We start from the raw sequence: 15,254 nt of genomic DNA, 5'->3' as shown, positions 1-15,254 counted from the left end.
CGAGGACGCCCAGAGATGACATCCAGTTTACATCATCGCCGCACAAGGATCGTCGCAACACTTGGCCCGGCTTCGTCCTCGCCTGAAATGATCCTTTCGCTCGCTCAGGCGGGTGTTAACGTTTTCCGCCTCAATTTCTCGCATGGTGCCCATGCTGATCATGGTGAACGCCACGCTGCCATTCGTGCCGCTGAAGAAAAACTCGGCCGCCCACTCGCTATTCTCGCAGACTTGCAAGGCCCTAAATTACGCGTAGGCGTTTTTGAGAATGGCCCAGTCTTCTTGAAAGAAGGTCAGCGCTTCCGCCTTGACCTTGATAAAACGCCCGGCACGATTGAACGCGTTAACCTGCCACATCCTGAAATTATTTCAGCAGCAGAAGTCGGCAGCAATCTTTTGCTGGATGATGGGAAGCTGAAAATCCGCGTTATCGAAAAGCATGATGACGCATTGATCACGGAAGTGATCGTCGGTGGTAAGCTTTCCGAACGTAAGGGCGTTAATGTTCCTGACGTTGCTCTGCCCATTCCAGCGCTTACCGAAAAAGATCGCAAAGATTTTGACTTTGCTCTTTCTCTTGGCGTTGATTTTGTGGCTCTGTCCTTCGTTCAGCGCCCCGAAGACGTAGCAGAAGCAAAGAAAATTGCTGATGGCCGTGCATGGATCATCACCAAGCTTGAAAAGCCACAAGCGATGGATGCACTGGAACCAATCGTCCGTGAATCAGATGGTTTGATGGTTGCTCGTGGTGACCTTGGCGTTGAACTGCCACCTGAAGAAGTACCTGTCGCTCAAAAGCGCATCATCACGTTAGCACGTGAACTTGGCCGCCCCGTCATCGTGGCAACGCAAATGCTGGAAAGCATGATCGAAAGCCCAACGCCAACACGTGCAGAAGTGTCTGACGTATCCAATGCTGTGTATGATGGCGCGGATGCCGTAATGCTTTCCGCAGAAAGTGCTGCTGGTAAATATCCCCTTGAAGCGGTCTCCATCATGGCACGTATCGTTGCCCGCGTAGAGCAGGACAAAGAATGGCGTCATCGTATTGATAATGCACGTCCGAAGTCTGAAGGCACAATCCAAGGGGCCATCGTGCAGGCAGCATGGCAGGTCAGCCGTGAACTCCACACGAAGGCTATCGCAGCACATACCCGTAGCGGACGCGGTGCATTGATTATGGCACGTGAACGCCCCGCAAGCCCGATCTTGGTTCTCACACCAGATCTGACGGTCGCCCGCCGCCTCTGTGTGGTTTGGGGTACATTCCCGCATGTTGTCGAACGTGACCGCCAAGCGCATGGTATTGAAGACTTGGCTGTTCCAGCAGCAGAACTCGCCCTATCAAACGGGTTCTGTGTAAAGGGTGATCATGTACTAGTGTTGGCAGGCCTGCCATATGGCCACTCCGGCAGCACCAATACACTGCGCGTTATCAAAGCCTAACTGCTTCTTGTTAAACCACCCGCAGCTTCAAAACTGTGGGTGGTTTAAGCCTGTTTGTTATGGATCAACGTCCGGCGTATACGACGCCCACGGTTAATCTTCGCCGTAATCGCCTCATCATCCCCACGACGGATAGCATCAGCCATTGATTGTGTGTCTTGGATGAAGCGCTCTAATGTTTCTAAAAGTACATCCCGATTTGCGCTAAAAATATCCCGCCACATGATAGGGTCGGACGCCGCTATACGCGTGAAATCACGGAAGCCAGATGCTGCATAGTCGAGCACCGCAGAGCGCATTTCAGCAGAAAGATTGTCAGCCGTATCACAAATCGTAAAAGCCAATAAGTGGGGAAGGTGGCTTACCATCGCACAAATACGATCATGATCTTCAGCCGTTAGCACTTTTGTTCGTGCTCCACAGCTCTCCCAAAAATGTTGTATTTTTGTACAGGCCCATTCAGGAGCGTCTAACGAAGGGATCAATAACGCCCATCGCCCTTCAAATAACTCCGCAAAGCCTGCATCTGGCCCAGAAAACTCTGTGCCAGCCATAGGATGAGAAGGAACGTACTCTACGCCATCAGGTAGAAAAGATGGAATAATTGCCCCTAACTCACCGCGTACAGAAGCAACATCCGTCAAAATAGTACCTGGCTGTAAGTAAGGAGCCAAAGAGCGTGCGACAGGTTCAATCGCTCGAACGGGAACGGATAGAATAACACAATCAGCCTGAGCAGCATCGGCTGGGTCAAGTGTGATATGATCGGCCAAACCGAGCTCTTGCACGCGTTTCAGCACGGCAATATCCCGATCCATAACAATCAAACGTTCTGCTAATTGTCCATCCCCCCGGGCACGTCGCAAAATAGACGAACCAATGAGGCCAGGACCCACAACCATAAGATTTTTAAAAAGGGGCATGTTCTGAGGTCCCAAAAATGGCGGGCCTTACCCGTTTATCGATGGTTCTGATACCTGCAAACGCAGACGGCGCACTTCAACAAACTGCCAATACAACAGCACAGGAATACCGATCATCAAATCCCGACCACGCCGCAATAAAGAAAGGCTCAGCGCAATTTCGGAATCAATTCCAAACATCATACCTAAAGCAACGTAAGCAGCTTCTTGTACTCCCAAGGCTGCAGGCACTAAAAATCCGGCAGACATGACCCCACAAACAACACCCTCAATCGCCAGGGCAGACATAAATCCCGTATGTGCGCCCAATAAAGAGAGCGCGAGCCATGTCAAACCAGCCCCTGCAATCCAACACATGAAATGCGAGAATGCCCCAAGAGCAATACGATCAGCACGCCCCCAAAGACTTTCTAGCCTCTCTTGAAAGAGAGCCGTGTCATCAATGAGATTTTCACTCCACCCCGCAGCAATATGACGCCCAAGAAATTGCGCACTGCGTTGTAAGACCGTACCACCCCGTAGTTGTGTCCAGATAAACGCAGCAATACCTAAGCTCAAAAGCACCATGCCAATGGAAAGAGGCCATATAAAGCGTGCAGCACCGTCATGCCCCACAAGGCACAAGACGGCGAGCAGCACAAAAGCAATCTGCCCCAACACTTCTGTCGTAATATCAACGAGGTTTGATGCAACACCTTCCGGCCAACGCAGAGGGGTACCATCACGGCTAACCGGATTACGCCCCGCCAAGGTCGCGCGGACACCAATGGCAATACCACCAAGCTGAGAAAAGGGCAGGCAGGTCGCGGCTGCGTCACGCGCCAAACGAGCACCAATGAGACGCACAGTGCCAATCTGAGGAACAGATCCTTTCCATGCGAGGCCAAGACCAATATCAACCAAAAGTTGATATCCAACCACCAACAAAAAGCCACCAAGCCCTACTTTTCCAAGGGCTTGAAGGACTGGGTGGATGCCCGCGCGTGCCGCGATAATCGTGAAGAGAACCAAGCCGAAGCAGGTCAAAAAGATGGGGAGTGTTTTTTTCAAGGCTTTCGTCGCAAATCGTTTGCCACCGCTCTAGCCTACCGCTCCCAATTATTCCAGCCTTACAGGTGCTTTCCCCATCGATCATGGATCAGTATGATAAGAAAGCTTTTACCGTACTGATCATTTTCGGCATGGTGTTATACGATTTTAAGGAGCGCTACGACGCATGAAAGACATTACGCTCATAACAGGCGCGACCGGATTCGTAGGCTCTGCTGTCGCGCGCACACTACAAGAACGCGGGCACAAACTTCGCCTTATGGTGCGGCCCACATCAGATCGTACGAATATTGCTGAGCTTGATGCTGATATCGTCGTGGCAGATTTTTCTGACCCGATCAGTCTGAAACGCATTATGGAAAATGTACGCTATGTTTTCCACGTTGCTGCGGATTATCGCCTGTGGGTGCCTGATCCCGCCGTTATGATGCGTGCAAATGTTGATGGCACACGCAATTTAATGCTGGCGGCGCATGAAGCTGGAGTGGAGCGCATTGTTTATTGCTCGTCTGTCGCGGCTCTTGGACTACGCTCTGATGGCGTTGCTGCGGATGAGACAACGCCTATCAGCGAAGACAAAGTCATTGGCACCTATAAACTATCAAAATATCGCGCTGAGCAGGTGGTTTTAGGCCTTATTCAATCACACAACTTGCCAGCAGTAATTGTAAATCCTTCTACACCTGTCGGGCCACGCGATATTAAGCCAACTCCTACAGGACAAATGATCTTGGAATGCGCGTCCGCCAAGATGCCCGCTTATGTCGAAACGGGTTTGAATATCGTGCATGTTGATGACGTTGCTGAAGGCCATGCCCTTGCGCTTGAACGCGGAAAAATTGGCGAGAAATACATTCTCGGGGGCGAAAACATGTCCTTGGGGGATTTGTTTCATCTTGTCAGTGAAGTCGCCTGCGTCAAACCGCCCCGTATTAAATTACGTCAGTCTTGGATCTATCCTGTAGCGCTCGTCTCAGAATGGCTCGCCCGAGGCTTTAAAATTGAACCCCGCGTTACGCGTGAAACCCTCGCTATGTCTCGTAAATTAATGTATTTTTCCTCACTCAAAGCTCAGCGCGAGCTTGGTTACGCTCCTCGTCCAGCACGTGATGCTGTGACTGATGCCGTTTCGTGGTTTCGTTTAAATGGGCGTGTCCAATAATGCTACGTACTGGATCTGCTCTTACAAGCCTTGGTGCTTGGGTCTATCTTAGCTTGTTTCACGGTCGTTTCTGGCAGAGTGGTCCTTTATTAGAACCACGTGATACCCCCCCCTCGGCCCCTGATGTGGCTATCGTTATACCTGCACGGGATGAAGCTGAATCTGTTAAAGCCTGCCTTAAGTCTCTCTTGGCACAAGACTATGATGGCACCTTATCAGTCATTCTCGTTGACGATAATAGCACCGACGGTACGGGTGATTTAGCCCGGTCCGTTCCAGATCCTAAAAACCGACTCACAGTCCTCACAGGGGAGGACCGCCCCACAGGTTGGAGTGGTAAGTTATGGGCTGTGCATCAAGGCGTACAACATGCACTGACCAAAGTCGGGCAACATGGATATATTCTACTCACTGATGCCGATATTCTTCACACCCGCACGCACGTCTCCAGCTTGGTTTCAAAAGCTCGGGAAGATAATCTTGACCTTGTTTCAGAAATGGTCGCTCTAAATTGTGAAAGCCAAGCCGAGCGTTTTCTTGTGCCAGCTTTCGTCTATTTCTTTGCCATGCTGTATCCGTTTTCTCGTACAGCCAACCCATCTTCACGGGTTGCAGGCGCAGCCGGCGGCACTATTTTGCTGCGTCGCCGCGCCTTAGAACGTATTGGCGGCATCGAAACCCTCAAAGGCGCGCTGATTGATGACTGCACACTCGCAGCCCATGTAAAACGCAGCGGTGGGCGACTATATCTTGGACATAGCGCTCAAGCATGGTCTATCCGCCCTTATCAGGGCGCCCATGATGTTTGGAAGATGATTGCACGCACAGCCTATGTGCAATTGCGATACTCTCCTTTACTGCTCATAGGCACTATTATTGGGATGGGCTTCGTATGGCTTCTCCCAATTTTTTATGCCCTGTTTGCAAAAGGTAAAACCCGCAAAATTGGGGTCCTCACTTACCTCATCTCATGTGCAACATTTATTCCAACTTTACGCCGTTTTGAGCTTCCGCTCTGGCGTGCTCTGCCATTGCCACTCGTAGCTGCCTTCTACATGGCAGCCACCATTGGCTCCGCTATTAACCACCACAAAGGCACTGGCGTTCAGTGGAAAGACCGTGCGTATAAGGATGATGCAGCATGAGCCAAGATACTATTTGGGGCGAAAAAGACGTCACATCCACAAAAGGGAAGGGGGATGAAAACTTCCCCGTTGGCTCTTTTCTAATTGCCAAGCAGCACCGTCCAATTGTGCATACATATTATAATTTTGCCCGCGTCACCGACGATATGGTGGACACAGCAGAACTGAACTCCTCCGAAAAGATCGCACGTTTACGCGGAATGGCTTCCGTTATACGCGGTGAAATTGAAGCCCCCCTTCGTGCAGACGCTCAGACTGCCGTTAAGTTACGTGCGGCCCTTTTAGAGCGTGAAATTCCTCTTGAAGTCGCCACAGACCTTACGGAAGCTTTCTGTATAGATGCTGAAAAAACGCGCTATCAAAGTTGGGACGAATTACTGCATTACTGCACGTACTCCGCTAATCCCGTCGGCCGCTTCTTGCTCCACCTGCATGGTGAATCTCAAGATGCTTTTGCAGCCGGAGATGCGTTAAGCAGTGCTCTGCAAGTTCTGAACCACTTGCAGGATGTAACGAATGATTTGAAAACTTTGGATCGATGCTACGTTCCGCTTCCTTGGCTGGAAGAAGAAAAATGTACGGTTCACGACTTACGCCTTGCCCGCAGCAAGCCAGGGATACGGCGCGTTTTTGACCGTATGCTCGATGGTGTAGATGCCTTAAATCGTGAGGCACGAATATTACCACAACTCGTGCAAGACCGGCGGATGCGTATGGAAGCTGCGGTTATTGTTCATCTATCACATAGTCTTGCGCAAAATTTACGCAAAAACGATCCCATTGCTGAGCGTGTTTCGCTTAGTAAAATCAATGGTTTGCAGGCACTTTTGTATAGCATCCGGCATATTTAATCATAAACCGTCTTCTGCGCGCACTGTTCTCCGTGCGCGCAGAAATAAACATTCTTTTACGTTACAATACGGTCCAAAGCCGCGCAGAAGGCTTTCATCTCAGCCATAGAGCCAACTGTAATACGAGATGCATTCGGCCATACCGGCCATGAGCGGCCAATTAAGATCTTTTCTTTTAAGAAAGCGTCTTTAATTGGGGCCGCAGGGCGCTGCCAATCAATCACGAACATGTTGGCATCAGACGGAATGTAACGTATTCCGCGCTTTTGCAAATGCGCAAACGTCATATTACGTGCAGCAATCATTTCACGCTTACGCTCAGCAATATCTGCATGCATTGTTAAGCTCTTAGTACCACACGCTACAGCAGGAATTGGCAGCATGTAGCTCTGATTTTCACCGTCATAACGCATCATTTTCTGATGCAAGTCTGGACGCGTAATACTCAAGCCAAGGCGCAAACCAGCCATAGCAAACATTTTCGAGAACGTACGAAGTACAACGACATCTTTACCTGCACGTACCAAAGACAGAGCGCTTGGGGAATCGGAGAAGTGAATATACGCTTCATCCACCAGAACTATCGCGTCTTTTGGTTTGTTTTCTACCAACCATGCAATATCTTCTAATGGCGTAACCGTGCCAGTTGGGTTGTTCGGGCTACAAACATAATAAACGCCAGCATTCGGATTGGCCTTCAGCATTGCCCGAACATCGGTTTTATAACCATTTTGTGCGTCTAGAGGCACTTTTGTTAAAGGAATTTTCAACCATTCTGCCGTAACCCAACCAGCTTCGTAGCTAGGATCTGCCGTCACTAATCCACGTGTTGGCGAACAAAACGTCACGATGGTACGGCATAAAGGGTCAGAGGATCCGCCCCATGGCATAATCGTGTCTTCCGGCATATTTTCAGTTGCCGAAAATGTCTTAATCAAATTTGTACGCATTGTACCGGTCGGGTCGTACCGGTTGCCATGAAATACAGCTTCAGCCCCTAATTTAGCAGCGGCAGGAAAGGGGCCTGTCCAACATTCATTACTGCCAATACGCACCAACTTTGTCACATCGACACCAGTTGGTATTGCGGTCATTGCACGAGCATGTGCATTTCGCAGAGTGGCTTTAAAAGCCATGCCTGCCCCTAGAACAGCAGCGACGCGGCCCAAATTGCGGCGAGAGTAACCACGGGAAAGGAGGTCTTCACGACCTTCTTTTGATAGGGTGTCAGACATGTTTGCTCCGCGTTTGAAGAAATATCGAAACATATTAATATCGAAACGAAACCACTTGAAAAGCCCCTTTTTACAGTTTTTGATCGGGGAAAATATTTTTTGTTCCAACACCTGTTTTTCAATAAAAACATCAAGCAGACTTTGTGATGTTTTTACATCAGTGTTGAGTGGAGTTTATACCCATTCGCTTAAAGCGCCCTTTGTCTCCCTTACGTTTAACGCTATGAGACATTCTCTTATTGCCTGAGGAGAAAACAAACATGGTTTTTGGTGGATTATACGCCGCACCCGGCCTCCCTTGTGCTCAGGCTGACCTCAACCATGTTGCTAGTATTGTTACCCGCTCTGGAACCTCTTTTGGGCGCGGGATGAAGGTTTTACCCACAGCACGCCGTCAAGGTATGTTCGCCGTTTACGCTTTTTGTCGAGAAGTCGATGATATTGCTGATGGCGATGCAGGGGTAGCTGACCCCGCGCAATCCCTTGCCGAATGGCATAAACGTATCGAATATCTCTTCGAAGGAGAGGCGCGCAACGCTTTAGATCGGGTCCTTGTTGCCACAATCGTACGATTTGCCCTCAAAGCACAGGATTTTCATGATGTCATTGATGGTATGATCATGGATTGCGGGGTCCCAATCGTTGCACCTGACGAGAAAACGCTGGACCTATATTGTGACCGCGTTGCTTCAGCCGTGGGGCGTCTGTCAGTATGCGTTTTTGGTGATGCTTCACAGGACGCGCGTAAAGTTGCTTACCATCTGGGCCGTGCCTTACAAATCACCAACATTCTACGAGACCTCAGTGAAGACGCACAACGTGGACGTCTTTATCTTCCTACTGAACTTCTGGAACGATTTAACGTACCAATTATCCCGTCTGAGACGCTCTATGCCCACGGCCTAGACCCCGTTTGTCGTGTCATGGCACGCAGAGCACAAGATCACTTCCGTGATGCACAACAGGCCATGCGCAGTTGTAAAGCAGCAGCCATGCGCCCCGCACGCATGATGGCGGCGTCTTATGAGCCCGTCTTATCCGCACTACTCAAACGTGGCTGGAAAAATCCCGATCAAGCATTAAGCGTTTCCAAAGCATGGCGAGCCACCCGCGCTTTGGTCGCGTATGTAAAGTAATAAGTAGCAGGCATTATTGTTCTATGAGTCGTGTTCATATTATCGGTGGTGGCCTCGCTGGCCTTTCAGCAGCTGTCGAGCTGGCCGCACAAGCGCAAGTAGCCATCTATGAAGCAGGACCTGCTTGCGGTGGACGTGCACGCTCTTTCTATGATCGTTCGCTCGACGCCATTATTGATAACGGAAATCATCTTCTCCTTTCCGCCAACGCCTTCACCTTCCGTTATCTCGACATAATAGGCGCCCGTGATACCATTACGGGTCCTGACGCACCCATTTTTCCCTTTTTTGATCTTACCGAACACCGCGGATGGACATTACGCCTTTCACGCGGGAAAATTCCCTTTTGGGTTTTGCCGGGAGGGCGCCGCGTCCCGGGAATGAAGCTGAAAGAGCTAGGTGCTCTCCTGAAACTTGTACGCGCTAAAGCCGAAACAACGGTTGCCTCTTGCTTGGGCGAGGGGGCTCTAAGCCGTAAATTATTAGTGCCTTTTGCAATTTCTGCACTCAATACAGACCTAGAAACAGGAAGCGCCCGACTGCTGGGTAATATTGTCCAAAAATCACTAGCACGCGGCGGCAATGCTTGCTTACCCCGCTTTCCTAAAATAGGCCTTTCGGAAAGCTTGGTTGACCCTGCAATAGAATATTTAAAGCGCTATCACGCTCAAATTCATTGCGGTACACGCGTTACCAGTCTGAACCAAAGTCATGGACGAATAACGTCTTTTGAAACATCCACTGGGACCGTCACTGTAGAGGAAGGTGACCACGTTATATTGGCCGTAACAGCACCCGTTGCAAAAAATTTACTGCCATCATTAACCGTACCTGATGCTTTCGAAAGCATCGCCAATGCCCATTTCCGTTTACCAGAAAATGTCACAGCGCGCGGTGTGGTCAATCAAGCCCGCTTTATCGGGTTAGTGGGAGGGGTCTCTGAATGGCTCTTCCTCAAAGGAAATGTTCTGTCTGTAACCGTCAGTGCGGCAAACCGATATGCCAAGCGTGATTCCAGCGAAATGCTGGCGACTATCTGGTCTGAGGTGCGTCGTGCGCTTGACCCCGTACTGCCAACTCCACTCCCTGTTGCCATGCCTCCCGCACGTCTCTTGAGAGAAAAACGTGCAACCTTTGCCGCAACGCCAGAGCAGGACAAAAAACGTCCTCTCGCAAAAGAAGGGAAAAGTATCACCGGCCTGAATAATCTTGTTTTGGCGGGTGACTGGACACAAACGGAACTGCCTTCCACCATTGAAGGGGCCATTCAGTCCGGTCTAGCTGCTGTGTCTGTGGCAGGGTTTCGCTCCCCAGTCACATAGATGACTCTATGATGACAAACTCTGTGACGCAGGGTATAATTACCGTTTTTAGCCTTATGGCCAACCAAGAGTGCCGCACGTTATCCAGTGCTGCACAATGAACAATGCCCCAAAATAAAGGGAGGAAGTGTCTAGTGAGCGAGACTATGGTGCGCGAAAAAACGAACGACGCGAAGACCGATAACGCGGCGGTCGAGCGGGCCATTGAAGGCGCCCATAAGGCACTTGGTGGACGCCAAAAAGCGGATGGACATTGGGTTTTCGAACTGGAAGCAGATGCAACCATCCCAGCAGAATACATTCTGCTGGAACACTACCTAGACCGCATCGACGTAGAGCGTCAGACGAAAATAGGCGCGTACCTACGGCGCATTCAGGGCCAGCATGGTGGATGGCCCCTTTACCACGATGGCGGCTTTGATCTTTCCGCCAGTGTTAAAGCCTATTTTGCCTTAAAAGCCATCGGGGATGACATCAACGCTCCTCATATGACGCGTGCACGTGAAGCCATTTTAGATCATGGCGGCGCCGCGCATAGTAATGTCTTCACACGTTTTCAACTGGCACTTTTTGGCGAAGTGCCTTGGCATGCAACGCCCGTTATGCCTGTTGAGCTAATGCTACTACCGCGTAAGGCATTCTTTTCCATGTGGAATATGTCTTACTGGTCACGCACAGTTGTTGCGCCCCTCTTGGTCTTAGCAGCACTGCGTCCGTGCGCCATTAACCCACGAAACATTCACGTCCAAGAACTTTTCGTTCAGCCACCAGAAGACGTAAAGGACTGGATCCAAGGACCATTTCGCTCACAATGGGGTCGCTTTTTCAAGCATCTTGATACGGCGTTGCGCCCGATCGTTCCCCGTATTCCACGTAAAATCCACGACAAAGCTATCAAAGCTGCCATTGATTTCATTGAACCGCGCCTCAGCGAGGGGGGGCTTGGAGCAATTTATCCTGCCATGGCCAATGTCGTGATGATGTACCGTGCCCTCGGCGTTGCAGATGAAGACCCGCGTGTGGTCACGGCATGGCAGTCCATTCAGGATTTATTGGTTGAAAAGAATGGCGAAATTTATTGCCAACCTTGTGTCTCACCTGTTTGGGACACGGGGCTATCTGGCCTCGCCATGATGGAAGCTGCTTCCGGCCCTCGTGCAACTCAGCGCGAAGAAACAATGGCATCATTACGTCGCAGCGCGGCATGGCTCCGTGACCGCCAGATTTTAGACGTTAAAGGCGATTGGACAATTAATACGTCGCCAGATCTTCGCCCTGGCGGTTGGGCTTTTCAATACGAAAATGACTACTATCCTGATGTCGACGATACAGCCGTCGTTGGCATGCTCTTGCATCGTGTTGACCCCGAGAGGAACCACGAAGCAATTGAACGCGCACGTGAATGGATTATTGGTATGCAAAGTACCAATGGTGGATGGGGCGCATTTGACATCGATAATGATCTTGATCTGCTCAACCATATTCCATTTTCAGATCACGGAGCCTTGTTAGACCCTCCGACGGCAGACGTCTCAGCGCGGTGTATTTCTTTCTTGGCGCAACTAGATCACGCAGAAGATCGCCCTACGATTGAGCGCGCCTTAACGTATTTACGCAATGAGCAAGAGAGCGATGGCAGTTGGTTCGGGCGCTGGGGTACAAACTATATTTATGGAACATGGTCTGTATTATGTGCCCTCAACATCGCAGGCGTCCCACATGAAGACCCTATGATCCAACGCGCAATTGCATGGTTGAAACGCATGCAGCGCGAAGATGGTGGCTGGGGCGAAGATTGCGCATCTTATGAAGGTGCTGAGCCAGGCCAATATAAGGAAAGCCTACCATCTCAAACAGCATGGGCCGTTTTGGGTCTCATGGCTGTTGGGGAGCGTAATAGTGATGCCGTTCAACGTGGGGTGCAATTCTTAACGCAGGCCCAAGATGAAAAGGGCGAATGGCATGAAGAGCCCTATAATGCAGTCGGCTTTCCTAAAGTTTTTTATCTGCGCTACCACGGCTACAAACAGTTCTTCCCTTTAACCGCTCTTGCACGTTACCGTAATCTTGGTGACAGCAATAGTGGTCGTGTGGAGGTTGGTTTCTGATGCTTGGTGTTCTCACTGGTTTACGTCAGGAAGCGCGAATTATCCGCCGCTTCCTGCCCGATGTCCCGATCGCTCTCAGCTACGCTGACCCTATACGGGCAGAGCGTGAAACGCAGCGCCTTGTGGATCTTGGGTGTACACATCTCTTGTCTTTCGGCTGTGCTGGGGGGCTGCAACCGGATTTAGCACCTGGCACCGTCTTATCTGCAGATCATGTTATGCTCGATAATGAGCGTATCGACTGCGATGAAACTCTTAGTCAGCATTTTGGTGCTGAACGTCTTCTACGTGGCGGCCTACTGCACAGTGATGTTCTCGTTGCCACGCAAGAGGACAAATACTACGCAGCAGCCTCTAGCCAATGCCTCGCCGTTGACATGGAAAGCGGTTACGTTGCCCAGTCAGGGCTACCATTTGCCGTATTGCGCGTCATTTGTGATGATGCCGAGCGAGACTTGCCACCCGCCGCCATAGACGGAATGCGTGATGGGCAAGTCTATATTCTTGGCCTTTTAAAGTCTCTTGTGACCGCACCTCAGCAAATTCCTGCTCTCATAGCATTGGGCCGCGATGTTTCTCTGGCACAAAAAGAAATTGTAGATTTCTTAGCGGCAAACCCACCGCCTTTAGACGTTTAAAAGAAAACCACCTCTTCCAACAAAAATCATTTCAAGTTGGAAGAGGTGGATCGTGCTTAACCTTCGTCTTTAAGGCGTTCCGGCCGGAAGCCGGTTGCTACGACGTAGAGCTCACTTGATTCTTTGCGTGAAGCAGGGGGTTTAACATGTCGTACGGTAGCAAAAGCATTTTTCATAGAATCAAGCATCTGCTTCTCGGACCCGCCCTGGAAGACCTTGGCAACAAAGCTGCCGCCCTCAGCTAGCACTTGGAGTGCAAAATCAAGAGCGCCTTCCGCTAGCCCCATAATGCGCACGTGATCGGTAGCTGCGTGCCCTGTGGTATTGGGAGCCATGTCTGACATCACAATATCAGCCGGACCACCTAAAATATCTTTCAAGCGATCTGGCATATCCGGATCCGTGAAGTCACCTTCAATAATTGTTGCACCAGCCACTGGGTCAACAGGCAGAAGATCAACGCCAGCAATATTCTCCGCGCCGCGCTTCACAGCAACCTGCGTCCATCCGCCCGGTGCTGCGCCGAGATCAATCACCTTAACGCCGGGTTTAATTAAGGAAAAACGGTCGTCCAGTTCGATCAACTTAAAAGCGGCGCGCGAACGCCATCCTTGTTTACGAGCGGCCGCCACGTACGGATCATTCAGCTGACGATTCAACCAGCGTTGCTGAGCTGTGGTACGACCGCGTGCTGTGCGTAGAAATATGCTCTTATTACGTGCCGTTTTAACGGTTGCACCATCTTCGGTGGAAGACGCTACACCCGGCGCAGCAGCACTTTTCAGTGCCTTCCCCGGAACACGTTTAGGAGCTTCTTTTTTCTTGCGAGGGCCTGAGGGAGAACGAGGTGGTTTCATAACGTCACATAATTATTCAAAAAATCGGCACCATGGGTTGCCGGGTAGGGCTTGGCGAAGCTCGACGCCCCCGTGCGGCGACGAACCGATGCAGAATACAGCGCATGATCACGCGCCATTCGCGCCAACATACCATCACGAAGGCCCCGATCCGCAATGGTAACCTGCTGAATCGGCCACATTTGATAAATTGCTTCAAAAATTGCGCAACCAGGCAACACATAACGCGACCGATCAGGTCCCACACATGGGTGTTCCATCAAACCCTGAGGCCCGATATCCCGCAAGGTCCGAATAGCTTCACACATGCTTTCACCCGGCAGGGTCGCACCATCAATCATCGCACGATTATAACGGGGCAGGGCAAGTGCCACTCCAGCCAGCGTCGTAACAGTACCAGACGTACCAATGAGGCGTGTGCGTCCTTGAAGGACTTCACGGTATATTCTGTGTATCGATTCAAAGGGAGCTAATTGCTCACAGACATGATTAACCATGTCATCATAAGATGCACCATGACCACGCCCAAATGTTTCCTCAAGAGAAATGACCCCAAGCGGTAAGCTCGTTGTGCCAATTAACGTGTGCTCATTACGTTGCTGATCAAGGCGTACCCAAGCAATTTCTGTAGAGCCGCCACCAATATCAAACAGCACTCCACGCTCAGCGTTTTGTGGGGCTGCTGATTGATTGAAAAGGGCAGAGCAACTCTCTACCGCAAGCTCAGCTTCCTCACGGGCGCTAATAATATCAATCTTCAAACCCGTTTCGCGGAAAACGCGTGCGAGAAAGTCACGTCCATTTCCAGCACGACGGCAAGCCTCTGTTGCAACAGCACGAATTTCGGTCAGAGGCCATTGGTGTAAACGCTCAGCACAAATGCGTAGAGCATCCATAGTGCGATTCATAGCATCTTCGGCTAACCGCCCACTCACTTTAAGGCCTTCACCAAGCCCTACGCAGCGATTAAAACTATCAACGACACGAAAGCCAGAAGAGGTACGAGCGGCAATCATCAAGCGGCAATTATTTGTACCAAGGTCAATCGCTGCAAAAAACGGCCCAGCATAACGACCGGGCATACCGCGCCGCTGCGCGCACCCCATCATTTCTGCTTCCCGTTCTGGCATCGACATTACGTTGGCCCCCGATAAAAACCACTATGGCTGTTTATTATTCTAACATGACGCCTAATATGCTTTTCCTGCAAGGGGATTATTTTTTCTTCTAAAAAATGAAAAAAGTATCTTGCACATTTAAGTCACCATCGCTAAAAGCCACCACACCGCTTGGGAGATAGTTTAGCGGTAGAACTACCGGCTCTGACCCGGTCAGCCCTGGTTCGAATCCAGGTCTCCCAGCCAACGCTATAATTGTGTTT

At 50.5% G+C, this 15,254-nt stretch carries 13 protein-coding genes and 1 tRNA gene; 9 read left to right on the top strand and 5 right to left on the bottom strand.

Annotation, left to right across the window (positions count from 1 at the left end; genetic code table 11):
• The first annotated feature begins 15 nt into the window (after positions 1-15).
• Entirely contained in the window at positions 16-1,446 is a 1,431-nt protein-coding gene (gene pyk, locus KB213_RS06785; RefSeq protein WP_211681499.1) for a pyruvate kinase, read from the top strand.
• Between the two features lie 44 nt (positions 1,447-1,490).
• Here pyk and KB213_RS06780 read toward each other — a convergent pair whose 3' ends face one another.
• Complete coding sequence (locus tag KB213_RS06780; protein WP_211681497.1) at positions 1,491-2,369, bottom strand: prephenate dehydrogenase/arogenate dehydrogenase family protein; 879 nt, start codon at positions 2,367-2,369, stop codon at positions 1,491-1,493.
• A 27-nt stretch (positions 2,370-2,396) separates the two neighbouring features.
• Positions 2,397-3,419: a lysylphosphatidylglycerol synthase domain-containing protein gene (locus KB213_RS06775; protein WP_211681495.1), complete on the bottom strand. Its 1,023-nt coding sequence runs from the start codon at positions 3,417-3,419 to the stop codon at positions 2,397-2,399.
• A 166-nt stretch (positions 3,420-3,585) separates the two neighbouring features.
• Between KB213_RS06775 and hpnA the strand changes: the two genes are divergently transcribed.
• The 3 genes from hpnA to KB213_RS06760 are packed head-to-tail and all read left to right on the top strand — an operon-like array spanning position 3,586 to position 6,577.
• Entirely contained in the window at positions 3,586-4,581 is a 996-nt protein-coding gene (hpnA, locus tag KB213_RS06770; protein WP_211681493.1) for a hopanoid-associated sugar epimerase, read from the top strand.
• Positions 4,581-5,726: a glycosyltransferase gene (locus KB213_RS06765; RefSeq protein ID WP_211681491.1), complete on the top strand. Its 1,146-nt coding sequence runs from the start codon at positions 4,581-4,583 to the stop codon at positions 5,724-5,726. The genes hpnA and KB213_RS06765 overlap by 1 nt, the downstream gene beginning before the upstream one ends.
• Positions 5,723-6,577, top strand: a complete 855-nt coding sequence (locus KB213_RS06760; protein ID WP_211681489.1) for a squalene/phytoene synthase family protein — start codon at positions 5,723-5,725, stop codon at positions 6,575-6,577. Before KB213_RS06765 ends, KB213_RS06760 begins: the two co-directional genes overlap by 4 nt.
• A 56-nt stretch (positions 6,578-6,633) precedes the next feature.
• Here KB213_RS06760 and KB213_RS06755 read toward each other — a convergent pair whose 3' ends face one another.
• Positions 6,634-7,812, bottom strand: a complete 1,179-nt coding sequence (locus tag KB213_RS06755; RefSeq protein WP_211681487.1) for a pyridoxal phosphate-dependent aminotransferase — start codon at positions 7,810-7,812, stop codon at positions 6,634-6,636.
• A 260-nt stretch (positions 7,813-8,072) separates the two neighbouring features.
• Here KB213_RS06755 and hpnD point away from each other — a divergent pair, with 260 nt between their 5' ends.
• The 4 genes from hpnD (at position 8,073) to KB213_RS06735 (ending at position 13,016) form a co-directional block, all read left to right on the top strand.
• Positions 8,073-8,948: a presqualene diphosphate synthase HpnD gene (gene hpnD, locus KB213_RS06750; protein ID WP_211681485.1), complete on the top strand. Its 876-nt coding sequence runs from the start codon at positions 8,073-8,075 to the stop codon at positions 8,946-8,948.
• 23 nt (positions 8,949-8,971) lie between these two features.
• Entirely contained in the window at positions 8,972-10,270 is a 1,299-nt protein-coding gene (gene hpnE, locus KB213_RS06745) for a hydroxysqualene dehydroxylase HpnE (protein WP_211681483.1), read from the top strand.
• Positions 10,271-10,416: 146 nt separating this feature from the next.
• Complete coding sequence (shc, locus tag KB213_RS06740; RefSeq protein ID WP_211681698.1) at positions 10,417-12,378, top strand: squalene--hopene cyclase; 1,962 nt, start codon at positions 10,417-10,419, stop codon at positions 12,376-12,378.
• Positions 12,378-13,016, top strand: coding sequence for a phosphorylase family protein (locus KB213_RS06735; RefSeq protein ID WP_211681481.1), 639 nt, complete (start codon positions 12,378-12,380; stop codon positions 13,014-13,016). Before shc ends, KB213_RS06735 begins: the two co-directional genes overlap by 1 nt.
• A gap of 56 nt (positions 13,017-13,072) precedes the next feature.
• Here KB213_RS06735 and KB213_RS06730 read toward each other — a convergent pair whose 3' ends face one another.
• Both KB213_RS06730 and KB213_RS06725 read right to left on the bottom strand, forming a co-directional pair.
• Positions 13,073-13,873 (bottom strand): RlmE family RNA methyltransferase, encoded by an 801-nt coding sequence (locus KB213_RS06730; protein WP_211681479.1) that lies wholly within the window; start codon positions 13,871-13,873, stop codon positions 13,073-13,075.
• On the bottom strand, positions 13,870-15,003 hold the full coding sequence (locus tag KB213_RS06725) for a Ppx/GppA phosphatase family protein (RefSeq protein ID WP_211681696.1): 1,134 nt from the start codon (positions 15,001-15,003) through the stop codon (positions 13,870-13,872). Before KB213_RS06725 ends, KB213_RS06730 begins: the two co-directional genes overlap by 4 nt.
• 160 nt (positions 15,004-15,163) lie before the next feature.
• On the opposite strand from KB213_RS06725, the gene KB213_RS06720 reads away from it, so the two are divergent.
• A tRNA-Gln gene (locus KB213_RS06720) sits at positions 15,164-15,237 on the top strand.
• The last annotated feature ends 17 nt before the right edge of the window (positions 15,238-15,254 follow it).

The sequence above is a fragment of the Neokomagataea anthophila genome (genome assembly GCF_018122595.1).
Taxonomy (GTDB): Bacteria; Pseudomonadota; Alphaproteobacteria; order Acetobacterales; family Acetobacteraceae; genus Gluconobacter; species Gluconobacter anthophilus.
Note: the sequence above shows the minus strand (reverse complement) of the source record. Positions and strands in the feature narration are given on the sequence as shown.